At 54.2% G+C, this 24,102-nt stretch carries 25 protein-coding genes; 14 read left to right on the top strand and 11 right to left on the bottom strand.

The features are described 5' to 3' along the window. Nucleotides 1-275 precede the first annotated feature (275 nt). A complete protein-coding gene (locus OUO13_RS18185; protein WP_346429372.1) occupies nt 276-587 on the top strand; it encodes a tyrosine-type recombinase/integrase in 312 nt (103 codons plus the stop codon). Between the two features lie 218 nt (nt 588-805). Here OUO13_RS18185 and OUO13_RS18180 read toward each other — a convergent pair whose 3' ends face one another. Together OUO13_RS18180 and OUO13_RS18175 are read right to left on the bottom strand one after the other, a co-directional pair. Next, nucleotides 806-1,141: a nucleotidyltransferase family protein gene (locus OUO13_RS18180; protein ID WP_283175327.1), complete on the bottom strand. Its 336-nt coding sequence runs from the start codon at nt 1,139-1,141 to the stop codon at nt 806-808. After that, nucleotides 1,134-1,547 carry a nucleotidyltransferase substrate binding protein gene (locus tag OUO13_RS18175; RefSeq protein ID WP_283175326.1) on the bottom strand — a complete coding sequence of 138 codons (414 nt, stop codon included), beginning with the start codon at nt 1,545-1,547 and terminating at the stop codon, nt 1,134-1,136. Before OUO13_RS18175 ends, OUO13_RS18180 begins: the two co-directional genes overlap by 8 nt. Before the next feature lie 229 nt (nt 1,548-1,776). Here OUO13_RS18175 and OUO13_RS18170 point away from each other — a divergent pair, with 229 nt between their 5' ends. After that, nucleotides 1,777-1,986: a hypothetical protein gene (locus OUO13_RS18170; RefSeq protein ID WP_283175325.1), complete on the top strand. Its 210-nt coding sequence runs from the start codon at nt 1,777-1,779 to the stop codon at nt 1,984-1,986. Nucleotides 1,987-2,181: 195 nt separating this feature from the next. After that, nucleotides 2,182-2,421, top strand: a complete 240-nt coding sequence (locus tag OUO13_RS18165) for a helix-hairpin-helix domain-containing protein (protein WP_283175324.1) — start codon at nt 2,182-2,184, stop codon at nt 2,419-2,421. On the opposite strand, the gene OUO13_RS18160 is transcribed toward OUO13_RS18165, so the two are convergent. From OUO13_RS18160 to OUO13_RS18125, 8 genes are all read right to left on the bottom strand, one after another. Beyond that, a complete protein-coding gene (locus OUO13_RS18160; protein ID WP_283175323.1) occupies nt 2,411-3,439 on the bottom strand; it encodes a methionine synthase in 1,029 nt (342 codons plus the stop codon). The two genes, OUO13_RS18165 and OUO13_RS18160, sit on opposite strands and share 11 nt — an antisense overlap. A 27-nt stretch (nt 3,440-3,466) precedes the next feature. Continuing rightward, nucleotides 3,467-4,444 carry a DUF1852 domain-containing protein gene (locus OUO13_RS18155; protein ID WP_283175322.1) on the bottom strand — a complete coding sequence of 326 codons (978 nt, stop codon included), beginning with the start codon at nt 4,442-4,444 and terminating at the stop codon, nt 3,467-3,469. A 320-nt stretch (nt 4,445-4,764) separates the two neighbouring features. Continuing rightward, nucleotides 4,765-5,718, bottom strand: a complete 954-nt coding sequence (locus OUO13_RS18150) for a ribonuclease Z (protein WP_283175321.1) — start codon at nt 5,716-5,718, stop codon at nt 4,765-4,767. Between the two features lie 328 nt (nt 5,719-6,046). Further along, complete coding sequence (locus tag OUO13_RS18145; protein ID WP_283175320.1) at nt 6,047-6,790, bottom strand: hypothetical protein; 744 nt, start codon at nt 6,788-6,790, stop codon at nt 6,047-6,049. Between the two features lie 384 nt (nt 6,791-7,174). Then, entirely contained in the window at nt 7,175-7,879 is a 705-nt protein-coding gene (locus tag OUO13_RS18140) for a hypothetical protein (protein ID WP_283175319.1), read from the bottom strand. Nucleotides 7,880-8,026: 147 nt separating this feature from the next. Further along, entirely contained in the window at nt 8,027-9,568 is a 1,542-nt protein-coding gene (locus OUO13_RS18135) for a tripartite tricarboxylate transporter permease (RefSeq protein ID WP_283175318.1), read from the bottom strand. 4 nt (nt 9,569-9,572) lie between these two features. Next, on the bottom strand, nt 9,573-10,046 hold the full coding sequence (locus OUO13_RS18130; protein ID WP_283175317.1) for a tripartite tricarboxylate transporter TctB family protein: 474 nt from the start codon (nt 10,044-10,046) through the stop codon (nt 9,573-9,575). A gap of 139 nt (nt 10,047-10,185) precedes the next feature. Continuing rightward, on the bottom strand, nt 10,186-11,169 hold the full coding sequence (locus OUO13_RS18125; RefSeq protein ID WP_283175316.1) for a tripartite tricarboxylate transporter substrate binding protein: 984 nt from the start codon (nt 11,167-11,169) through the stop codon (nt 10,186-10,188). Nucleotides 11,170-11,283: 114 nt separating this feature from the next. Between OUO13_RS18125 and OUO13_RS18120 the strand changes: the two genes are divergently transcribed. The 11 genes from OUO13_RS18120 (at nt 11,284) to OUO13_RS18070 (ending at nt 22,876) form a co-directional block, all read left to right on the top strand. Next, entirely contained in the window at nt 11,284-12,957 is a 1,674-nt protein-coding gene (locus OUO13_RS18120; protein ID WP_283175315.1) for an ATP-binding protein, read from the top strand. Nucleotides 12,958-13,010: 53 nt separating this feature from the next. Then, nucleotides 13,011-13,715, top strand: coding sequence for a response regulator (locus OUO13_RS18115; RefSeq protein WP_283175314.1), 705 nt, complete (start codon nt 13,011-13,013; stop codon nt 13,713-13,715). A 243-nt stretch (nt 13,716-13,958) separates the two neighbouring features. Then, entirely contained in the window at nt 13,959-15,134 is a 1,176-nt protein-coding gene (locus OUO13_RS18110) for a Na/Pi symporter (protein ID WP_283175313.1), read from the top strand. Between the two features lie 8 nt (nt 15,135-15,142). Further along, on the top strand, nt 15,143-15,373 hold the full coding sequence (locus OUO13_RS18105; RefSeq protein WP_283175312.1) for a hypothetical protein: 231 nt from the start codon (nt 15,143-15,145) through the stop codon (nt 15,371-15,373). A 492-nt stretch (nt 15,374-15,865) separates the two neighbouring features. Beyond that, nucleotides 15,866-16,912, top strand: a complete 1,047-nt coding sequence (gene selD / locus OUO13_RS18100; protein ID WP_283175311.1) for a selenide, water dikinase SelD — start codon at nt 15,866-15,868, stop codon at nt 16,910-16,912. Then, nucleotides 16,909-18,027, top strand: a complete 1,119-nt coding sequence (gene mnmH, locus OUO13_RS18095) for a tRNA 2-selenouridine(34) synthase MnmH (protein WP_283175310.1) — start codon at nt 16,909-16,911, stop codon at nt 18,025-18,027. The genes selD and mnmH overlap by 4 nt, the downstream gene beginning before the upstream one ends. Before the next feature lie 289 nt (nt 18,028-18,316). Further along, nucleotides 18,317-18,664: a hypothetical protein gene (locus tag OUO13_RS18090; protein WP_283175309.1), complete on the top strand. Its 348-nt coding sequence runs from the start codon at nt 18,317-18,319 to the stop codon at nt 18,662-18,664. A 511-nt stretch (nt 18,665-19,175) separates the two neighbouring features. Continuing rightward, nucleotides 19,176-19,616, top strand: a complete 441-nt coding sequence (locus tag OUO13_RS18085; protein WP_283175308.1) for a hypothetical protein — start codon at nt 19,176-19,178, stop codon at nt 19,614-19,616. 137 nt (nt 19,617-19,753) lie between these two features. After that, nucleotides 19,754-20,611: a putative selenate ABC transporter substrate-binding protein gene (locus tag OUO13_RS18080; RefSeq protein ID WP_283175307.1), complete on the top strand. Its 858-nt coding sequence runs from the start codon at nt 19,754-19,756 to the stop codon at nt 20,609-20,611. 3 nt (nt 20,612-20,614) lie between these two features. Continuing rightward, nucleotides 20,615-21,343 (top strand): ATP-binding cassette domain-containing protein, encoded by a 729-nt coding sequence (locus tag OUO13_RS18075; RefSeq protein ID WP_283175306.1) that lies wholly within the window; start codon nt 20,615-20,617, stop codon nt 21,341-21,343. A 3-nt stretch (nt 21,344-21,346) separates the two neighbouring features. Then, nucleotides 21,347-22,876 carry a PhnE/PtxC family ABC transporter permease gene (locus tag OUO13_RS18070; protein ID WP_283175305.1) on the top strand — a complete coding sequence of 510 codons (1,530 nt, stop codon included), beginning with the start codon at nt 21,347-21,349 and terminating at the stop codon, nt 22,874-22,876. 2 nt (nt 22,877-22,878) lie between these two features. Here the strand turns inward: OUO13_RS18070 and OUO13_RS18065 are convergent, their stop codons facing one another. Beyond that, nucleotides 22,879-23,991 (bottom strand): mechanosensitive ion channel family protein, encoded by a 1,113-nt coding sequence (locus OUO13_RS18065; RefSeq protein WP_283175304.1) that lies wholly within the window; start codon nt 23,989-23,991, stop codon nt 22,879-22,881. Nucleotides 23,992-24,102 lie beyond the last annotated feature (111 nt).

Genomic DNA, 24,102 nt, shown 5'->3' with positions numbered 1-24,102 from the left:
CTCATCTCAACGGCTGATCGCTTGAATTCCAGTGAGTACTGCTTTGTCTTTTTCTGGTTCTTGTAGGCTGGCATTGGGCACCTTCTGTAACGTCAAAAGATGTCCGTTAAAACGGGGCAAGATCACTGCTCCCCTCGTCGTTACATGATTCGCTACACCAGCAAATAGAAGAATCACTACAAATACAGCGTGAGGATAATCAACGCGGGGTTGGCCCTTCCCTCCCTGGCGTACTGGGCAAAAAATACCCAAATGCCTTCCGCCAATCGGCCTGGATGTTTTTATTTCCCTCCAGTGGTTTGTGTTTACACCCCTACACCGGAATCCATTGCAGACATCATTTGCACGACAGCGTCCCTCGAAAAGCGCTAAAAATCGCCGTGGCAAACAGCGGCATTGCCAAAAAGGTCAGCTGTCATACCTTCAGACACAGCTTTGCTACGGAGTTGTTACGATCTGGTCGGGATATTCGTACGGTTCAGGAGTTATTAGGGCATTCAGATGTGTCAACCACCCAGATATATACCCACGTGATCGGCCAGCATTTTGCTGGAACGGAAAGCCCACTTGACCGATTAATGGCGTAATCCGCGGTTAAGGCCCCTATGAATAACTCGGTGCCCGCTCTGGCTTATCGGGAAGGCGATGAATTACGAAGCCGGTTTGATGGTATAGCTGGATACCTCAACAACCGGCGACACTGAGTCATTACCATCCCGACAGCACTCACGCACGACGGCATGGATACAGGGCGCAGCAGGAGCAGAAAGCTGTGCAAAATATCTCTGGAACATTGAAGATTTAATCACTCGCGAGCTTCACAAACACTGCCACCACAAATCCACACCAAATCGTCCTTCGCCCTGTCTTTAAACGACAGTGACGCCTGATTCCAGTCAATAACATCTACTCGCCACGGCAAGTCTGATTCGCTAAAGGCTTCCTTGACGGTCGCCAGCTGATCCAGTGTCAGGGGATGTGCGCTGATTATCGCCAGATCGAGATCAGAATAAGGTCGTGCTGTTTTTCGTGCGCGCGAGCCGAACGCATACACCGGGTAACCCGCCAGATGCGTGGACAGAACCTCTCGAACAATACGTAGCTGTTCCGAGCTGATGTCGATATCAACCGTTTCAGCCATTGCGCTCGCTCAAACGCTGACCGAGATATCGGACTTCTTCAAGAAACTCCGGGATTGCCGCCACCACTTCGAGGGCGATTTTTTCATCGTAGGTATGGCTGGTTTTACCACGCATCTCGCGGTAACGGCGCCATGTCGGCCAGTCACTTTTTAACAGGCCGGTCTCGTTGCCTTTACGGATCAGGTCGGGAAACGCCAGGTTGTCAATTTCATCCGGTGAGGCAGCGGCCATATCGAGGTAGCGTTTCAGCATTTTATGGCTGATTTCATAGGTAAATTCAAAACGCTGCACCAGACCGTCACGGATCAGTGTGTCAGAGGTATCCTGCTGATAGCGTGCAATACCTTCAGCAAGACGTTGTATGGCATTGTGCAAAGAGGTGAGATCCAGACCTGTTGAATCCATAGTGCATGCCACTCTCGGATGTATCTGATCTTTTTACCCGAGAACGAGCAGCACGCCAAAATCACCAGCTCTGTATCCAAGCCCCGAACTTCAGCAACTGTAACCGCTTTTGGGCTGCCCTGCGCAGCAGATGCCATTTAACCCATTCCTGCCTATCTATCGATGCCGTCATGCTTTTCGGTTAAGGTCGCGCCGCTGTTTTTTCTTACTCAGAAACGAGGCTTATCTGATGAAAACCTGGACTCCCTTCAAGCTTGCGACTCTGCTGGCGGTGCTGATCAACGCCTTTCCGCTGCTGATGGCGTTTGTGGTGCAGGCCGATGGCTGGAAAGAAACCGGTTGGGTGATGTATATGCTGCTGATTCCGGCGGGTCTGGGCCTGATGTTGCTGGGCTTTATCACGTCGATGGTGATGTTTTTCCGCCGTCGTAACGCCTGAGTTTACGAACTGCGCTGCTTTTGCGAAGACGGCCAGAGCGGTTGTTTTCCGAATCTGTCAGGATGTGTTCCGCTTATTCCAGCAACTAACACAGCAACTAACACAGCAACTTACTCAGCCTCTGCCCCAGCCCCTGGCCGAAGCAGTTTATGAGTGCGCGGCGGCTGTGTTTTAACAACTGAACAAGGATTTTGTGTGGCTTTTTCAGAACAGGAACGCTCTGCCCTGCTGGCGTTAAAAGGCGTTGGCCCGACGGTGATCAAACGTCTGGAAGAAATCGGTATTGGCAGTCTGGCCGAGTTGGCCAACTATGAAGTAGCCGATATTACCGAGCGGGTGGCGTCGATGCTGCACACCACCTGCTGGAAAAACAGCCCGCAAGCGAAAGCGGCGATTGCTGCCGCTATTGCTGCTGCGCGGGCGGTTAACGGCTGAGCTCTTCACGCACAATGGCGGCGCCAGCGGTTAACGCTTGCAGTTTGCCGGTGGCGACGGCTTTTGGCAGTGGTGCCATACCACAGTTGGTGCATGGGTAGAGTTTGTCGGCATCCACATATTTCAGTGCCTTGCGCAGTGTGCTGGCCACTTCTTCCGGGGTTTCAATGCGATGGGTGGCCACATCAATGGCCCCCACCATCACTTTTTTGCCGCGAATCAGTTCAATCAGCTCCATAGGCACCCGTGAGTTCTGGCATTCCAGCGAGACGATATCAATGCCGGATTGCTGCAGTTTCGGGAACACCTGTTCGTACTGACGCCATTCGGAACCAAGGGTCTGTTTCCAGTCGGTGTTGGCCTTGATGCCGTAGCCGTAACAGATATGGACAGCCGTTTCACACTTCAGCCCCTGAGTCGCACGCTCCAGTGCGGCAATTCCCCAGTCGTTCACTTCGTCGAAGAACACGTTAAAAGCCGGTTCATCAAACTGGATGATATCCACACCGGCCGCTTCCAGCTCGAGGGCTTCCTGGTTGAGGATTTTGGCGAATTCCCAGGCCAGCTGTTCGCGGCTTTTGTAGTGATCATCAAACAGGGTGTCGATCATGGTCATTGGGCCTGGCAGGGCCCATTTGATCGGCTGGGTGGTTTGCTGGCGCAAAAAGCGGGCGTCTTCCACAAACACCGGTTTCTGACGCGCCACGGCATCCACCACTACTGGCACACTGGCGTCGTAACGGTTACGAATCCGCACGGTTTTGCGCTGGTTAAAATCAACGCCGCTCAGGTGTTCAATAAAGGTGGTTACAAAATGCTGACGGGTTTGTTCGCCGTCGCTGACGATATCAATACCCGCCTGCAGCTGGTCGAGCAGGGATAAACGCAGGGCATCCTGTTTGCCCTGCAGCAGTTCGTCACCTTGCAGTTTCCACGGCGACCATAATACCTCTGGCTGCGCCAGCCAGGACGGTTTTGGCAGACTGCCCGCGGTTGAAGTGGGTAACAGTTTTTTCATCACAAAAAGTCTTTCCAGCAAGGTGAATTAAATAACGTAGTCGGCAGACCATTGTTCAAGGATGCGCCCGTACGGTTTGATGAAGTGTTCTTCAGCAAACTTGCCCTGCTTCACCGCCAGTCGACTGCGCTCTTCGCGGTCGTACACAATCCGGGTTACGGAGTGATCCTGATGTTTCAGGTTCGGCTGGTAGTAGTTACCGGCGCAGGAGTTGGCGTTGTAGATTTCCGGGCGATAAATCTTCTGGAACGTTTCCATGGTGCTGATGGTGCTGATCAGCTCCAGGTTGGTGTAATCCGTCAGCAGGTCGCCGTAGAAATAGAACGCCAATGGCGCAACGCTGGCCGCAGGCATGAAATAACGCACCTGCATGCCCATCTTCTGGAAGTACTGTTCGGTCAGTGACGACTCGTTCGGCACGTACTCCACGCCCAGCACCGGGTGAACGTTTTCGGTACGGTGGTAAATCTTGTTGTCGGATACGCTCAGGCAAATCACCGGCAGTTTGTGGAAGTGTTGTTTGTAGGTATCGGAGTTCACAAAGCAGCGGAACAGCTTGCCGTGCAGATCACCAAAGCCTTCCGGCACGCTGAAGCCATTACGGTCGCGGTTGTGCTCCAGCAGCGAGACGCTGAAGTCATAATCACGCACATAGGATGAGAAGTTATTGCCCACCAGACCGTCGATGCGTTTACCGGTGACATGGTCAACGATGGTGGTTTGCAGCACTTCAATGCTCGGGAAGGCTTCGCCGTTGCCAGCAACGTCCATATCCACGGAAATAATATCCAGTTCAACGGAGTAACGGTCGCCGTTGGGGTTATCCCAGTAGGCCATGGCGTTAAAACGGTTATCGATCATTCGCAGTGCGTTTTTCAGGTTTTCCTGACGACGTTCGCCACGTGCCAGGTTGGCAAAGTTGGTGGTGAGACGGGTGCTGTCGGCTGGACGATAGTTCTCGTCGAAACGCACGCTTTTGATCGTAAACGTAAACTCTTGCTTCATGCCTGCTGGTGTCCTGTGGTGAGCCGTGAATTCAATTTCTGCCAGTGCGAACGCTTGAGGCTTCACGTGGAAGCCTGCGTTCGTTAGCGCTGGGGCTATTTGTACCCGAACAAGGTCATGAAAAAAATTGATTTAAATTCAAAAAAACATGATGCGATCTCATGATTAATATTCATGATGAATGCGTATGAAGCGGCTTCATGTTGGCGCTGCTGGTTTATGTCTCCGGCCCGTGTTTCCGGTTCGTTTTTCAGGTCTGTGCTTCAGGGATGCAAGATGCAAACGAGCGGGCGCAGAACAACCCGGTAATCGAACAGTCGTCAGACCCGATGTAATGAGCCATCCGGCCCAACCCGGAAACGGGCAAAATCTTCGGCCAAGAACAGCTGGCCGCTGTACACGGCTTCGGCTTCCTGACGAATATCGTCCATCGATGGTGAGGGGTATCCGGCCGGTTTATAACGGGCGCTGAAGTGGGTCAGAATCAGATTCGGCAGCCCCACCTGCTCGGCAAAACGGGCGACTCGCAAGGCATCACTGTGGCCGTACTCCTCCCCCACCCGCGCCGACACTTCGGTGGTGTAAGTGGCTTCATGCACCAGTACATGCGCGTTGTGGCAGGCTGCGGCCAGTAATTCCGGGCGGGCATTGTCACCACCAATCACCATCACGGTAGGCGGAAAACGTTCAATCCGATACTGTTCCGCCAGCACGGGACGACCGTCCAGTTCGGCATCCAGCCCTTGCTGCAACAGCCCCCAGATCGGCCCGCGTGGAATGCCATCGGCTTCCAGTTTGTCTTTGTCGAGGGATTTTGGGGCATGCTGGCTGAAGCGATAGGCCCAGCTTGGCACCCGGTGTTCAAGCGCATGGGCGGTGATGTGCATATCATCGATCACCAGCTCATCCAGCGAGTCGGTGACTATGTAGTCCAGCCCGTACGGCGTGTAGAGTTCCACCAGCCCACGAGTGGCTTCCAGCCATTCATGCACACCACGCGGCGCAACAATGGTGAGAGGCTCCGTCCGCCCCTGCATCGCCGCCGACGCCAGCAACCCCGGCAGACCGTAACAATGGTCACCATGAATATGGGTAATAAAAATCGCCTTGAGGCCATGCATCGACAGCGGCGTATGCAACAACTGATGCTGGGTCGCCTCACCACAATCCACCAGATACCAGCCCTTGCCCTGATCCTCGATCAGCGCCAGCCCGGTGACATTACGCAACTTGCTCGGCATACCCGCCGACGTGCCGAGAAATAAAAGATCCATGCCTTGTCCTTCTTATTGATTGGCGACCGGAAAATCATACGGGCAATCAGGATGCAGCTGAAACCTGCAGCAACGAATTTATACATTTACCCGGACAGGGTGGCGGGTGGCGGGCGCGTCGGTGAAACAGCACCTGGAGCGTTGGAGCCGGAAGAGAATCCGTAATCTGAGCTGGCAGGAAACGGTGACGCTGAATCCGGTGAGGAAGGAAGAAATACAGGCCGCGACGATGGCTGCCTGACTAATGGTTTATAGGACAACTATGTTGAAAAATACCGCTCCGGTTATCAGATAGGATTAATATCAAGTGAACTTTTGTTGAGAGACACTAGCGCTCATTTAAAATAGAAAACAACCTTTCTTTAGACATTCCCATCCATCCATGCTCATTGTTTTCAACAATTTCTAAATTATATTTGGCCGATCGTCTATCAAGTGCACCTGTAAGTTTTTCCATCGCAGAACGATCTGCAATATAATTCCCACGTATTAAGTGAAAATAAGAATCGCCCAACATTGGAGATTTCAGTATGAACTGATCTAGGTCAATCCATGCAGACTCGGCCATCTTTCTAGTCCACAAGGAATGTTTATGCAAGCTCGCGCTATCGTAATCCACTTGCGGATTCACTGAAAGGCAGTAGGAAAATCCGAGCGCTGCCGTCATATACACAGCAGCATACCCTCCCATTGAAGAGCCAACAGCAGTTACATCCTTACAATTCACATTATATTTTTGAAGTATCTTTTTAATAAAAGATAAGTAGGGACTTTGAATTTCATTCTTTCCCCCCAGACAATTCACATTATATTTTTGAAGTATCTTTTTAATAAAATATAAGTAGGGACTTTGAATTTCATTCTTTTTTCCCAGATAGTACCACTGATTTTCATCACGCAACAATATGAACAACGTACTTTCCGTTAACCCTCCATCGCAAAACCATGAGCAACGCTCAAATTTCCCAGGATTCATACTCGTAAAGCTAACTACTGCTCTAACCGGGGTTCCATCAGACCATACTAGCGCTTCAACACCATCTTCCTTAATGTAAAATTCATCAAAATTCATTTCTCCCCCTATTGCACACTAGCCCCCAAACTTAAACTCCTACGACACAATGCACTTAATTCGAAAAATTACAAAATCACCAACTCACTCCAATTCATAAAAGGCAAGTAGCCCCGCAAAAACTAACAGAACTGCAATTATAAACATCTCCACCCGGCAATGCCATTGTTGCCCCCCCCTTGGTTAGTGCCACTCTTTGTTAGAGCTTCTCCGGGGAGGCTGCTTGTTCACGATACTCGGTTGGTGCCAGACGCCAGCACACCACTCCCACGCAGCAGCATGGAACACCAATAAAAAAGGCCCCGCAGGGCCTGGCTCCCTCGTGAGGAGCAAGAAAGTGCCACTTGTGGTGGCAGTTCGAGAGCTGTTAACGGAAGAACGGTCTCAGAAACGGGTACCCCAGGCCAGGTTCAGTTCAGACTCCATGGCTTTCTTTTCGAGGTCGTACGGCATCACCACTTCCATACTCACAAACGAGCTGGCGGTTACCGGTACTTCGTAGAGGGTCTGGAACTCAACGGTTTCGATTTCAACGTTGTTTTTGGTCTTGCTGTACAAACGGGTAACCGGTGCTTCCAGTTCGAAGTTGAGGGTGCCCGGGCCTACCTTGTCGGCCCATTTAACGGTCGGTTCAATTTCGATTTCGTGCAGGGCCAGTTCGTCGTTGCTCAGGTAGTCCACTTCCAGTTCAAAACCGTAACGGATGCCACCTTCCGCCGGGGTGAAAAACGCCCAGGTCAGTTCACCGCTGTCTTTGCTGGTGGTGTAGTTGTGGTACATCTCGTTGGTCAGCATGTGGGAGTAACCACCACCGGTGGTCCAACGCATGTCTTGCTGCCATTCCAGGACTTTCTTGTCCTTGGCCGGTTTGACGTTCGGGTCGTATTCGTATTCGAAGTGGGTGGTGAACGCACCTTCGCGGTAACGCAGGCGTGGTTCGAATTTGACGTTGCGGTTGCCGCTGTCGTCGGTAACGGTTTCTTCTTCCAGCTGGAAGTCAAAGTTACCGGCCATTACCGGCAGGGCGGCGGCAGAGGCCATCGCCAGCAGTAAAACCTTGATTGAACGGCTGCATGTAGTCTTGGACATGTCGGTTACCTTTTTATTGTTGTCATTTTTTTGGGCAAGCCGATGTCCTGACCAGGGGAGTGGCCAAAAACAGCGGCTTGCCAGGGTTAACCCCGCAGGGGGCGGATGCTGGCGACGGTTATTACCGTCGCCGGGTCTAACGGGTGATCAGGCTGCAGATTCCTCGGCGCCGGCCACCTGTGGTTCTTTGGCTGCACGACGATTGCGCAGTGTGGTTACCAGCGGTGACAGCAGTGCCAGGATGGCCACGACCATGATGCCGGCGCTCAGTGGGCGCTCCCACAGGAACGACAGACTGCCGTCGGAGATCATCAGCGCACGGCTGAGGTTGTTCTCCAGCAGTTCACCGAGGATGTACCCCAGCAGCATGGGCGCCATCGGGAACGCCAGCAGTTTCAGCACAATCGAGATCACGGTCACCACCACCATCATGTGGATGTCGAAGGTGTTGAAGCTGACCAGATACACACCGGTGACCGAGAAGAACAGGATCAGCGGAATCAGGATCGGGTTCGGAATCACCAGCAGTCGGGAGATGTACGGAATCAGTGGCAGGTTCAGCACCAGCAGCACCAGGTTACCGAAGTACATCGAGATAATGACCGACCAGAACACATCCGGGTTGTCGATAAACAGACGTGGACCCGGCTGGATACCATAGGCAATCAGAGCGCCCAGCATAATGGCGGTGGTACCAGAACCCGGAATACCCAGTGTCAGCAGTGGTACAAACGAACCGGTAGAAGCCGCGTTGTTGGCGGTTTCCGGCGCAGCCAGACCACGCAGCGAGCCTTTACCGAACTTCAGCTTTTCTTTGACAGACGCCAGGTTGCGTTCCATGCCATAAGCCATAAAGGAAGCAATGGTGGCACCGGCACCCGGCAGTACACCGATCAGGAAACCGAACACGGATGAACGGGCCACAGTAGGTGCTACTTCTTTTACTTCTTCACGGCTCAGACGCATGCTGCCCAGTTTCGACATGTCGATTTCGGCCTGCGGTTTGACGTGCTCGCCACGCAGTACGGTCATGATGACTTCGGTGAGGGCGAAGGTTGCCATCGCCAGCAGCAGGAAGCTGACACCATCGATCAGGTCAGAGCTTCCGAACGTAAAACGGGTCGTACCGGAGGTCACATCGGTCCCCACCGTTGCCAGCATCAGGCCCAGCACCGCCATGATCAGCGACTTCAGTACCTGACCTTTGCCAGCAAATGCCGCCACCGCGGTAAGACCCAGCACCATCAGTGCAAAATAGTCACTGGACTGGAAACTCATCGAGACAGTCGCCAGCGCCGGTGCCGCAAACAGCAGGATAATCGCGCCAACGGTACCACCGGTGAAGGAACACCAGGCGGCCAGCGCCAACGCCTTGCCTGCCTGGCCCTGACAGGCCAGCGGATAACCATCAAACGCCGTTACCACGGTGCTGGAGCAACCAGGGGCGTTGATCAGAATAGAAGAAGTAGAACCACCAAAAATCGCGCCGTAATACACACCGGCCATCAGGATGATGCCGGACGACGGGTCAAGCCCGTAGGTAATCGGGATCATCAAAGCCACGGCCGATACCGGGCCAAGGCCTGGCAACATGCCAATAAACGTACCGACAAAACAGCCTGCAAACACCATCATCAGGTTAAACGGCATGATGGCGGTGTTCAGTCCGATCATAATTCCATCGAGCATGGCATCAGCCTCCCAATACCGCGGTTACCAGTTTGCCCGGAGCCAGATAGACCCCCAGCGCTTGTGTCAGCAACAGCCACAGAATCACCGAAAACGGGATCGCAACCGCTGCAATCATGCGAGGACGACGTTCCCCCAGCAGCCAGAAACCTCCGGCCAGGAACAGGATGGTCGCCACCAAGAAACCCAGCCATTTCAGCACCAGGCCAAATACCACCACCAGCAACAGCAAACCGGCGGTCAGACCGATATACCAGCGACCATCGTTTTCCGGGCGAACAGACACCGGGCCAGCCGTGACAATCAGCAGTACCGACAGCACACCACCAATCCAGGCCAGAGCCGTTGGCAGGGTACGTGCGTGAAAAGGTTCGAGATCGTCACCCGGCAACAGGGCGATGTCCTGAATAAACCAGCCGTATAAAACGGACAGCAGTAGAAACAGCAGACCACCAACGTGGTCACGGCGAAGTGTCATGGCAATAACCTCGGAGTAACAAACCGTGCAGACCTTGCTGGTCTGGCGGAAAAAGGCCGGCAGTGGCGGCCACGGGTCAACCAGTGATGGAAAAGCAATAAACCATCAGGACGCCCGAACCACTGCCAGCACAAGGGGATCAGAGCAGGAAGCCCAGCTCCTTCATCACACCGCTCAGCTCTTTCTCCTGGGCTTCCAGGAAGCGAGTGAAGTCGGCATCGGAACGGAACAGCTCCAGCCAGCCATTACGATCACGTACGGTTTTCCAGGCATCGGTGCCGTACATGGATTTGAGGGTATTGATGTATTCGTCCTTCTGTTCCTGGCTGATGCCAGGGGACGCAAAGAAACCACGCCAGTTCACGAACGACATGTCGTAGCCGAGATCTTTCATGGTCGGAACATCCGGAGCCGCCGGGTTACGGTCGTCGCCCGACATCACCAGAATACGAACCTCACCCGCCGCCGCCATGGTCAGGGCTTCACTGAAACCGGTCGACAGCGCGTGGGTTTCACCGGACAACAGGCCAGCCATGGCTTCACCGCCGGCATCGTAGGCCACATAACGCAGTTGTTTGGCATCACCACCAGCGGCTTTGAACATCATCGCCGCCACCAGATGGTCCATGCTGCCACGGGCAGAGCCGCCAGAAACCTTGATGGAACGTGGGTCCTTGTTATAGGCCGCGGCCATTTCCGAGAAGGTTTTGTATGGGGAATCCTTGCGCACCACAATCGCGGCAAAGTCACCGAGGGTGGCTGCAATCGGGGTCAGGTCGCGGAAACCTTGTGGGTAAATACCCGCCAGCGTACGGATCACAATCGGGGTGGAGTTGATCATCAGCGTGTCGGCCGCTTTCTGGTCAGCACTTTCGATCATCTGGGCAATGGCTTTACCGCCGCCGCCGCCCGACTGGTTTTCATAAGAAACGGTGGTCACCAGACCGGAAGATTGCAGTGCTTCACCAACACCACGGGCAGTGCTGTCCCAACCGCCGCCGGCTCCACCCGGAATCAGGATATGCAGATGTTCCATCGCCTGAACAGGCAATACAGACAGGCCCATGCAGCCACCAACAATGGCAGCCAGAAGAGTCTTGCGGGAACGGGTAAACATGCTCATACCAACACCTTTGATCTTTCTTATTGTGATGTCGGCAGGATATGGCCCCCTCCCCCGGCTGAAAATAAAACGCACATAAACTGCGTTAAGCGCATAAAGGGAATTTTGTTCTTTTTGTTCACGAGCATTCAGAAGGGTCATCCGCTAGTATCGGCCAACAATAACAAGCAGACCGTCACCATGTTCCTGAAGCATCTGAAACTGAAGAGCCGCATGATTCTGGTTCTGGGAATGATGGCACTGGTGCAGACCGGGTTTATCGGTCTGTTCGCCGTTCATTACCTGCAAACGTCCCTCGACGAGCAGATTGGCGAACGCGCCATGGATGTTGCCCGTACCATTTCCACCATGCCCACCGTCATCACCGGGGTTCAAAACCGCGACAGCACTTTCCTGCAGCCGCTGAGCCTGATTCTGGCCGAGCGCACCCACGCCCGTTTTGTGGTGATCGGCGACAGCAACGGTATACGTCTGGCCCACCCGTTTACCGAACGCCTTGGTCGCCCGATGTTTGATGACGACGGTGACGACAACGCTACCGCGCTGGTCAACGGCCAGAGTTACCTGTCACGCGCCGAGGGCAGTATGGGCTGGACCATGCGCGCCAAAGTGCCGGTGTTCTCGCGTCAGCTCGACGCTGTTATTGGTGTGGTGTCGGTGGGTTACGAACTCGAAAAAATCGACGCGGTTATTGCCCGCTACCGCTATACCCTGCTGATCGTGATTGCCTGTTCACTGGCGCTGAGTGCGCTGATTGCCGTTTGGTTCGCCAACCATTTCAAGCAGGCGATTTTTGGCCTGGAACCGGAAGAAGTTGCCCGTCTGGTGGAAGAACAGAAAGCCACGCTGGAATCCGTGCGGGAGGGCATTATTGCCATCAACGCCGACGGCCGTATCACCACCATTAACCACACCGCCATTGAAACCCTCGGCTTGAACCCGCAGCAGGATTACAAAGGCGCGCCCTTGCTGGATGTGGTGCCCGACAGCTGCATGATGGAGGTGCTGGCCAGTGGCGAACCTCAATACGATCAGGAAATCTGGCGTCCCGACCTGACCCTGATTTCCAACCGTATTCCCATGCGTCAGGGCGAACGTATCACCGGTGTGGTCAGCAGTTTCCGCCGTCAGGACGAACTGGCGCTGATGAGCCGCAAGTTATCGCGCATCCAGCAACACGCCGATAGTTTGCGAGCTCAATCCCATGAATACTCCAACAAGCTCCACACCATCGCCGGGCTGATCCAGATTGGCTCAACCGACGAGGCGCTGGCGCTGATTGGTCAGGAAGCCCAGAGCCATCAGGAACTGATCAGCCTGTTGCGCGAAGCGGTGCCCGACCCGATTCTGGCGGGCTGCCTGCTGGGTAAATACAACCGTGCCCGCGAGCTGAGCCTGAATCTGGTGATTGATCCGGAAAGCCATATGCTGGAAATCCCCTCCCACCTGCCACGTGAACATCTGGTGTCGATTATCGGCAACCTGATTGATAACGCGCTGGAAGCCACCCTGCACCATCGCGGCGCCGGTGGAGAGGTATTCCTGAGTATGACCGACTACGGTGAAGACCTGATTTTTGAAATCGAGGATCAGGGGCCCGGCATTGAGCCGGAACGCCAGCAGGCGATTTTTGAACGGGGAGTCAGCAACAAGAATCAGGAAGGCCACGGCATTGGTCTGCACCTGGTCAAAAGCCTGCTCACCAGCCTTGGCGGCAGTATCAGCCTCGAATCTGAACCGGGCAACGGCAGCTGTTTTGTGGTGTATATCCCCAAACAACCTGCCTGATCCTTGCCGCCGTTTGAAACCATAACAACAATTACAAAAACAGCAGATGCATCATGATGGATATACAAGTAGTCATTGCCGAAGACGATCCGCGGATTGCTGAAATCCAGAAACGCTTTCTGGAGCGTATTCCGGGTTTTGAACTGGTGGGGGTTGCCCATGGTTTGCAAGAAGCCCGCGATCTGGTCGAAGTGCTGCAACCACAACTGTTATTACTCGATGTGCAGTTCCCGACCGGCACCGGCCTGGAGCTGTTAAAGGATATCCGGGCGGGCAGCCGGGCCGGGGTCGATGTGATTCTGGTCACCGCCGCCAAGGAAGTGAACACCCTGCGTGAAGCCCTGCATTGTGGTGTGTTCGACTACATCCTCAAACCACTGGTGTTCGAACGCCTGAAAGAATCACTGGAAAACTACCAGCGCCATCTGGCGCGCCTGAGTTCGCTGGAATCATTGGCCCAGCAGGATGTGGATACACTGCTGCCGCGCACCGCCAGCAGCACCAATGGCAGTGCCGATAGCTCCGGCCGTTTGCCAAAAGGCATTGATGCACTCACCCTCGACAAAGTGCGTGGCGTACTGACCAACACCCATCAGGACTACAGCGCCGAGGAAGTCGGACGTGAAATTGGCGCAAGCCGCGCTACCGCCCGTCGTTATCTCGAATACCTGATCAGTACCCGCGAAGCAGCAGCGGCTGTAAGTTACGGCACCGTAGGGCGTCCGGAACGTCGTTATCAAAGTGTTGGCGCCGTTTAACGGCGCGCAACAATCCCCTCCGCAGGCTTCGTGCCAGCTCCCCAGAGTTACAAATCGCTACCTCAAAAATGTGACAGTTTCATGTCCGCAGTCGGTGAATTGACTCACTTTGGCTACCAATTTTTTTCCCAGACGCTAATATTCGCCCGGGTTTTAAGCAGCTTGTCACATTACTGTCATAAAACTGTAACACAATGCCCGCGCCTCAAGGGGCATCCTCTATCAACAACTGAGACTCTGGTTATGAATACGACGACAGCCGTCGCTAATGAAACTCAGACACACGAACAGATTACGCCATCAGGTGGCTGGCTGAACTGGCTGAAAGTAGCAGGACTTGTTTACCTGCTGCTGGTTGCCGTAGCCCTGATTGGCAGTGGCTTCAAAACCGCCTCCGGTGACCAGGCCAAAGAACTGTTCGCGTTCGCCAGTGACCCACTGACCGCCCTGATCGTCGGCACCGTTGCCACCGCCCTGATCCAGTCATCCAGTACCGTTACCTCAATTATTGTGGGTCTGGTAGCAGGTGGTTTGCCGGTAACCGTCGCCATTCCAATGATCATGGGTGCCAACATTGGTACCACCATCACCAACACCATCGTCAGCCTCGGCCACGTTAACCGAGGGGAAGAATTCCGTCGTGCGTTTGCCGCTGCAACTGTTCACGACTTTTTTAACCTGATCTGCGTGGTGATGTTCCTGCCACTGGAAATCATGTTCGGTTTCCTCGAGAAAGTGTCCGGATTCATGGCTTCCATGCTGGTGGGTGCCGACTCCATGTCCATGCACGGTTTCGACTTCATCAAACCACTGGTCAAACCGCCAATCACCCTGCTGGAAACAGCCTTCAGCTCCTTTGCATCGACCCAAATGACCGGCATTCTGATGGTGGTTGCCGGTATCGTGGCAATCTTCCTGGTGATCACCCTGATCGGCAAACTGCTGAAAGTGCTGCTGGTAGGTAAAGCCCGCGAGATCCTGCATTCTGCAGTAGGTCGTGGCCCAGTATCCGGCATTGCTTCTGGCACCCTGATGACCGTACTGGTGCAGTCCAGCTCTACTACCACCAGCCTGATCGTGCCACTGGCCGGTAGCGGTGTGTTCACCCTGCGTCAGATTTACCCGTTCACGCTGGGCGCCAACATCGGTACCTGTATCACTGCCCTGCTGGCAGCAACGGCTGTATCCGGTGAGCACACTGTACTGGCACTGCAGATCGCGCTGGTACACCTGAGCTATAACGTGATTGGTGTGGCAGTGATCTACAGCATCCCGTTCCTGCGCAACATCCCACTGAAAGCCGCTCAGGGTCTGGCTGACCTGACCATGAAGAACAAGCTGTACGCCGGTGCCTACATTCTGGGTGTGTTTTTTGTTATTCCTCTGCTGCTGATCGGCGGCAAACAGCTGCTGGCCTAAGGATTGACATGCAAAACAGCAAGAGCAAACGCGAACTGGAAGAGCGTATCCACAGTCTGGAAGAAAGCCTGACCGAGCTGAAACGCAAGCTGGCCGATCTGGAAGCTGAGGAGCAGCATGAGGCAATTGATCACCTCAATGAGTTCCTGCACGAAGTGGATCACGAGCTGGACAGCCTGCGTACCTTCTGGCCAGAAGCCATGAGAGAACTGCGTCGGATGCTCGGACGCAAGGCCTGATCCCGATTCGTAACACCCAAAACCCCTGACCGCTGTCGGGGGTTTTGTTTTTGGGCCCCGTACTAACCCAGCCAGCGCCACATATCTCCATAACCGCACGGACAGCGCCCTATCTGATTACAAGCCCGACATAAGCGCAGTACAAGGCCCTGCATCTGTTGGCAACAGCCGTTAGCGACACCATCTGACCACAGACCACCGGACTCTCCACGGCCGTACCAGCCAGATTCTGGATCACATCAATCGTGTTCTGAACAGCAGCGACATGCAATCCTGACCACTCAAGTGCACACCCAGGGCGGTCCATTAGCGCCTGACGATTGCGCATTGGGGCCACGACTCTCATTGACTGCACCATTGACCAGGCCGGGCCTCGACAGGCCAGTCAATGCCCACCGTTTCATTAGCCATTTTTTCCTGCCCGCCAGCCACTGACAAATGCGGACAGGGTTCGTAAACTGTGCCCCCGTTTTATTGCCGGAGCTGTTGCCCATGTCCGAGTCCTCTGTCCGCCTTACCGAATACAGCCACGGTGCCGGTTGTGGTTGCAAGATTTCCCCCAAGGTACTCGACCAGATTCTGGTCTCTAACCTGCAGCTGCCGGACTTCCCCGGCCTGCTGGTCGGTAACGCCAGCAAGGACGACGCTGCAGCCTTTGATATTGGTAATGATCAGGTGGTACTGAGCACCACTGACTTCTTTATGCCAATTGTTGATGATCCGTTTGATTTTGGCCGCATCGCCGCCACCAACGCTATCAGTGATATTTACGCCATGGGTGGTAAACCCCTGATGGCAATTGCCATTCTGGGCTGGCCAATCAACAAGCTGGCACCGGAAATTGCCCGTCAGGTGGTCGACGGTGGCCGTCAGGCCTGCCTGGATGCCGGCATTCCTCTGGCCGGTGGCCACAGTATTGATGCCCCGGAGCCGATTTTTGGTCTGGCGGTTACTGGCCTGACCACCCGTCAGGGCCTTAAGCAGAACAACATGGCCAAGCCAGGTGACGTACTGTTCCTCACCAAACCGCTCGGCATTGGCATTCTGACCACTGCCCAGAAACAGAAAAAACTGCAGCCGGAACACACTCACATCGCCCGCGACCTGATGTGCCAGATCAACCGGATGGGGGCTGAACTGGCACCTCTGGAAGCCGTACACGCTCTCACCGACGTCACCGGTTTTGGTCTGATGGGCCATTTGCTGGAAATCTGTGAAGGCAGCGGTGTACGCGCCGAGCTGGACGCCGATGCCATTCCGGTCATCCCGGAAGCCGAACAGTATCTGCAATTGGGCTGTGTACCGGGCGGCACCATCCGTAACCTCGACAGTTACGGCCACAAACTGGGCGCGATTCCGGAACATATCCGCAATGTAGTGTGTGATCCGCAAACCAGTGGCGGTTTGCTGATTGCCGTCGCTCCGGAAGCCGCCGGACAGGTGGCGGCCATGTTGGCCGAAGCCGGTCTGTACAACCGTCCAATCGGCACATTGCTGGCTGATCAGGGTGATGCCGCTCTGGTGGGAGTCAACGCGTGAAACGTCCCGACTGTAATGACTTTCTGAATCTGTTCCTGTCCGATGCGCCGATGATTGACACCCGCGCACCGGTCGAGTTTGCCAAAGGCGCTTTCCCCACCAGTCTCAGCTTGCCGTTGATGACCGACAGCGAACGCGAACGGGTCGGCACCTGTTATAAACAGAAAGGTCAGGACGAGGCCATCAAGCTCGGACATCAGCTGGTCAATGGCGAGATCAAGGAGCAACGGGTAAAAGCCTGGGTCGATTTCGCCAACGCCAACCCGAATGGGTATCTGTATTGCTGGCGCGGCGGCCTGCGTAGCCAGATTTGCCAGCAATGGATGGCGGAAGCCGGTTGTGAATACCCTCGAATCAAGGGTGGTTACAAAGCCATGCGTACCTATCTGCTTGATCATTTCGAGCGTCAGGTCGCCAGCCAACCGCTGCTGATTCTGGCGGGTAAAACCGGCTGTAACAAAACCGGTCTGTTGCAACAGGTCAGCAACAGCGTGGATCTGGAAGGACTGGCCCATCACCGCGGTTCGGCCTTTGGCAAACGCCCGGCGGGCCAACCGAGCCAGCTCGATTTTGAAAACGCACTGGCCATCGCCATGCTGAAATTCCAGTACAGCAAAGCAGGCCGTGCCGGTTTGTCACTGGTGCTGGAAGACGAAAGCCAGCTGATTGGCCGCTGCTCTCTGCCGCACATCCTGCGTGCTGCCATGAACCGTTCACCACTGGTGGTGCTGGAAAGCACACTGGAAGAACGGGTCGAACACAGTTTCCGGAACTATATTCTGAACAAGCTGGAAGAGTGGCAGCAGCAACCTGGGCTCGAAGATCCGTTTGCCGCTTTTGCCAACGACCTGCGTGACTCCCTGCAACGGGTTCACAAACGTCTCGGTGGCGTTCGTTTCCAGGAAGTGAGCAGGATGATGGAATCGGCACTGAACGCTCATCGCCAGGGCGATTCACACCAGCACCGCATCTGGATTGAAGCGCTGCTGCACGACTATTACGACCCGATGTACGAATACCAGCTCAGCAAACACAGCCACCGCATCTGCTTCCGTGGTAATCGCGAAGAAGTACAAGCACGGCTGCAATCAGGTAAACAACCATCATTTGCCTGATTTGAGAAAAAATTCACTTTATTGATATAGCCCGGTTCGCCGGGCTTTGTTTTATTTACAATACGTCCGCCGCTTTAATTGTTGCATTCATATTCCTCTTTCTGCGACATATTTAGCCAGACATCCAGATTCATGCCAGCAAAATTGGCATTTTATGCAAATTCCGACGCGGACTTGCTGCAGATCAATCCATGTCGCTCTCATGTTTGAATTTTCACATTTGCGCCAGATAATCGACTGGCTCAAAAACGAATGATGGACTGCAATCTGTGCGATAAAGGAATAAATCATGATGCAAGAAAACCCGATGACAACGGCGGTTGCACGCCGTATTGATATCGAGCTGGATGGCTCACCGCTGGAACAGGACTACCAACTGCTGCTGAAGGCCATCAAGGCCCCTCATCAGTACCGTCACCATCACTGGCCTGACAGCCAGATGCTGCTTGAGCTGGATGGCCGCGCCCTGCTGCCTGATGGCTGCGAACTGTATCGTCGCGTTCGCGACAACCTGGTGTTGCTGTTGAACACCCCCATGGACGGAGACGTGGAAACGGACGACTGCATGCATATGGTTCTGGAAAGCCTGGCCAAAGACCTCGAGTTGGCCGTCAGGCACCTGGAAGCAACTCATTGAGCATTAACTGCCACTTCCCCGCAGTGGCAGTTTCTTTCGATAGTAATATCGTAACTCCCGCCTTTCCTTGCCCCGCCATAACTGACAACCAACACAATTACTGCACTCATTACACATGGGCGCCGCCCCGTTATATCGCGTCTGACTTACCAGTTTAACACTTAAAAATTACGATTGACGGATATAAACACCCGCCGGACGACCTGCCACAGATATTGCCTTTAAAACTCAATATATTTAATTCAGAACCGATATTGATTACTACCACAAAAATTTCATTAAACGGATACCGGTCTGACATATTTGAACACTCCTGGATAGATTTTAATTGTAGGACAATCGGACCATATAAAAATATATTTGATCGCCAATATATGACAATTGGATATTCGTTCATGTAATGAGCGTGAATTGGTTGGCAGCAGTCTTTAACAATCCTGTCAACATTATGCCCCCGTAGTTACCGGTACAAGGTGACACTCCTCAGGCAGAAATATAAAGGAATACAGCCATGAACCCAGCCATTACCCGCGAAGGCCTTGTCGAAACCATCGAAAAAGCCATCAGTCACTATCACCGCAGTTACCAGATTGCCCTGCTGAAAATGCATTATCAGCCGAGTGAACGCGGCAGCCGCGTTGAAGAAGCCCGTCCACCGGTTGCCATTGAAGTACAAAAACTCATGCAACAACTGAGTGGCGAAGACACCGTCCGCATCTTCCGCGATTACGAAGAACGCTACGACAGTGCCCTCACCCGCTTCTCCATGCTGATGGCCAATGCCGAACTGCGTAAAACCGAAAGTGCCCATATGCTGGGCGAGTTACGCGAAGACGCACGCAAATCCCTGTCCGTGCTGACGTCTATTCTGAAAGAACTGACGATGCACATTTTTCCACTCACCGACGGCCAGCTGCAGGACTGTATTGGCAGCGCCCGCCGCATCGCCTGACCCTGTTTTCTTCTCCTTCCCCTGATCTGCCCATCCGGCAGGCTGTACAGGGGTAATTCGCGCAATTTCAATTTGCATCGTATAAAATCGCCCGCCTTAATTATCCCTGCCCACCCATTTGAGCGGACGAGATCCTGATGCTGAAGAAACTTCTGTTGGCGTGCCTGGTAGCACCCGTACTGATCGCCAATGCGGTTGCTGAAACCTTTGTATTTACTGCCATTCCGGATGAAGACGAATCCCGTCTGCAGGAGCGCTTCGGCAAGGTTGCCGAATACCTTTCTCACGAACTGGGTGTCGATGTTAAGTACATTCCGGTGAAGAGCTATCCAGCGGCTATCACAGCCTTCCGCAATAACCAGGTGCAACTGGCGTGGTTTGGTGGTCTGTCTGGCGTTCAAGCCCGTAAACTGGTACCGGATTCTGAAGCCATTGCCCAGGGTTACGAAGACCAGCTGTTCAAGAGCTACCTGATTGCCAACACCAGTGCTGGCCTCGACGCTTCTGACAACCTGCAGGAAGCCCTGCGCGGCAAAAGCCTGACCTTCGGTGCCAAGGGTTCTACTTCCGGCCGCCTGATGCCAGAGTTCTACCTGCGCGAATTCTTCAAGGATGCTCCAGAGAAAGTATTCAGCCGCGTAGGCTTCTCTGACGACCACAGCCGTACCATTGCCGAAGTACAATCCGGCGCCTACCAGGTTGGTGCGGTGAACTACACCGTTTGGGATTCTGAAGTGGCCGCTGGCAAGATCGACACCAGCAAGGTGAAAGTGATCTGGACTTCCCCAACCTACCCGGATTACCAGTGGAGTATCCGTGGTGATGTGGACGCCCGCTTTGGTGCCGGCTTCAAGGAAAAAGTACGTCAGGCGCTGCTGAACATGAAAGACAAGGAGCTGCTGGCGACTTTCCCACGTGAGAGCTTTGTACCCGCCAGCAACGCTGACTACGCTCCAATTGAAGAAACAGCAAAAGCCATTAACCTGCTGGACTGATTCTTGACTGACTCCACTTCCATCACATTGTCTCCGGCTGACCAACAGCCGGAGGTAATTGCCGAACCGCCGCTGTTGCAACTGCGCAACCGCAGCCTGCATTACGGTAACCAGACTGTTCTCTGTGATATCAGCCTGACCATTCGCGCGGGCGAAAAAGTCGCACTGGTTGGCCCTTCCGGAGCGGGCAAATCCAGCTTGCTGGTAGTGCTGCATGAGCTGGCACCGGCGCTTACGGCGTTATGTCCGCAGAACGGTGGTCTGGTGGAAGTGTTGTCGGTGTACCAGAACATGTTTATGGGCGGGTTGCAGCGTTATGGCACCCTCGCCAGCCTGTGGAATCTGGTGCGGCCCTTGCCATCAGCGGTGGCCGAACTGGAATCTCTGGCAGCCCGTCTGGGTCTGGATGAAAAACTCTGGAACTCGGTGGATCGTCTGTCGGGCGGTCAGCGTCAACGTGTAACCATTGGTCGAGCCCTGTTCCGTCGCCAGCCATTATTGCTGGCCGATGAACCGGTATCCGCGCTGGATCCGTTGCAGGCTACAAGCCTGCTGACGTATCTGCTGGAACAACATCAGACCGCGGTGGTCAGCCTGCATAATCGCCAACTGGCGCTGGAGCTGTTTGACCGCGTAGTGGTGATGCACAATGGCAAGATTCTGCACGATGGCCCTAGCGCCGAACTGTCGCCCGAACAACTCGACGAGTTGTACCGGTATCAGGAGTCATAATTCATGACTCTCACCTTGCCGACGCTATTACGTCCGGCACGCTCAACCGCACTGGCACTGGTGCAGGTCACCCTGATTCTGATCGCCGTTGCCCTGATCTGTATTCCGTTTGCCGACCTGCAATTGCATCAGGTCGATCCCTGGCATGAGCTGGGTCTGATCGGTTATGGCCTGATCACCCCACACTGGAGTGATGTCACCGTTCTGGTAGAGGCCGTTGGTCTTACCGTTGCGTTCGCCTTGCTGGCGGTAACAATTGCAGTCCCTCTTGGCCTGCTCATGGCCGTGTATTTTCACTGGCGCTGGTTACGTATGCTGGCCGCCGCTATCCGCTCCGTTCACGAGTTGTTCTGGGGCTTGCTGTTTATGCAGCTGTTCGGGCTGAGCGCCACCACCGGCCTGCTTGCCATTCTGATTCCGTACTGTGGTGTATTTGCCAAGGTCTTTGCCGAAATCATCGAGCAACAGCCACCACAGCCAGGTGCCACGCTCGACCCGGCCAGCAGCCGCCTGCTGCGTTATGCCTACAGCCTGATTCCACAGGCGTTGCCATCCATGCTGCACTACGTGCGTTATCGCTTTGAATGCGCCCTGCGCTCCAGCGCCATTCTCGGATTTATTGGCCTGCCAACGCTGGGATTCCATCTGGAAACCGCCTTCAAACAGGGCCAGTACAGTGAAGCAGCAGCGGTGTTGTGGCTGTTCCTGCTGATGATTGCCAGCGTGCGCTACTGGCTCAAACCGGTGCTGATATTGCCATGGCTGCTGGTTTCCATCTGGTTGCTGCCGGCAAACCCGGTGCCGGTTTCCCTCGATCTGGCGTGGCAATTTGTCAGCGTGGATCTGTGGCCATCGAGCCTGCGCAGTGGTGACTGGGCCGGTTTTGGCAGCTGGTTATGGCGCTTGTTATCGGAGCAGGCCATCCCCGGTATTCTCGAAACCCTCTACCTGACCCAGATGGCACTGGCATTAACTGCCCTGATCATCCTGCTGTTGTGGCCATTGGCCAGTCGGCGTCTGGTATCCGGCCCGGCCTGGACGGGTGGACGGTTTATTCTGCTGGTGTTGCGCTCAACACCAGAAATGGTCATGGCATTTGTGTTTCTGCTGTTGTTTGGCCCATCCGGTTTACCGGCCGTACTGGCGCTGGCATTACATAACGGCGGCCTGATTTCTTTCCTGATCGCCAATGGCAGCGAAATTGATCGCCACCAGCAACAGCGTCCGGATGATCCACAAGGGCTATTGCGGCTGGCCTATCTGGAAAACCCACGCCAGTATCCGGCCATGCTGGCACTGCTTTTTTATCGCTGGGAAGTGATTCTGCGCGAAAGCGCCATGATGGGTATTCTGGGGATCGCCACACTCGGTTTTTACATCGACTCGGCGTTTTCGGAAATTCGCTTCGACCGGGCGTTTTTCCTGATCATCATCACCGCCCTGCTCAACATCGGTGTGGATGCCATTGCCCGGCGTTTGCGCCAACGCTACTTGCCACAAACCTCGCGCAGCAGTGATAACGAGCTGACCTGAGGTCAGCTCTCGTTGCTACGTTGCCCGACCTGCCGGAACAGGGCATTTTCCTGATCGGTGTTGAGCGCCACAATCGGGAACGGAATACAGATACCTTCTTCCTGAAAACGGCGATGCAACGCCTTGATGAACTCCGATTTCAGCACAAAGTGCTCGGCAAACTCGGTAGCGCGCAACACCACCGTAAAACCAATGCCGGAATCCCCGAAGGTATGGAAGTTCACTTTCGGTTCAAACTCAGCCTGGGCACCAGGGACAGTTTTTAAAATCTGCACCGCCACTTCCTTGGCAATTTTCTGCACAAACACCAGATCCGAGCTGTAATGCACACTGACTTCTACCGGCACCGACATTTCCGGACTCGGATAGTTGTAGTTAATGATACGTGACTGGCTGATCTTGCTATTAGGAATCACCACCAGGTTATTGGCTAACATACGTACCCAGGTGGAACGCCAGCCAATCCGTTCAATAAACCCCTGCTCGCCAGATTCCAGTGCAATAAAGTCGCCCACCTGAAATGGCTTGTCGGCCAGTAGCTGGATACCGGAAAACAGGTTTTCCAGAGTCGGTTGTAACGCCAACGCCACCGCCAGCGATGTCACCCCCAACGATGCCAGCACCGGGGTTACCGACACCCCCAGACTGCTGAGCAGAACCAGCACACCAATGCCAAATACCAGACCGCGCACCAGCCCCGACATCACGCCCTGACTGTTACGCACCACCACCGAATGCAATGCGTAATGTTCGATGGTGCCACGCACCACCCGATCAATAAACAGCATCAGACCAAGAATCAGCGATACCTGCACCGCGGTATTGGCCCAGTAACCAAGAATGTCGTTGCTGAGCCCCATGTGATTGCAGAGCCGCTCGTAGACCCATAAATGGCCACCTAGCAATAACATCCCCAGAGGCCGCGACAACGAACGCAACACCAGCGTGTCGTAGTAAAGATGAGTGTGGGTGCTGGCACCGACCAGCTGCCGGATCAGCAGATGTTTAAACACCAGAGTCGCCACCAACGACACCGATGCCAACGCAGCAGCTGACAACCACTGCGGCCACCCCATATCAATCAGAAAACTGAGAAAACCATCAAAAAAACTCACGGCACTTCCTGAACAATTACCACGTCAATAAATGGCCTGATACTTTTCCGTAGACCACCAAACTGTGATAAACATCACATTTTGCACACCAGCGAAAACCGGAAAGCTACA

The sequence above is a fragment of the Parathalassolituus penaei genome (assembly GCF_026626885.1).
In the GTDB taxonomy this organism is placed as follows: domain Bacteria; phylum Pseudomonadota; class Gammaproteobacteria; order Pseudomonadales; family Oceanobacteraceae; genus Oceanobacter; species Oceanobacter penaei.
This window is presented reverse-complemented; position numbering and strand designations above follow the sequence as displayed.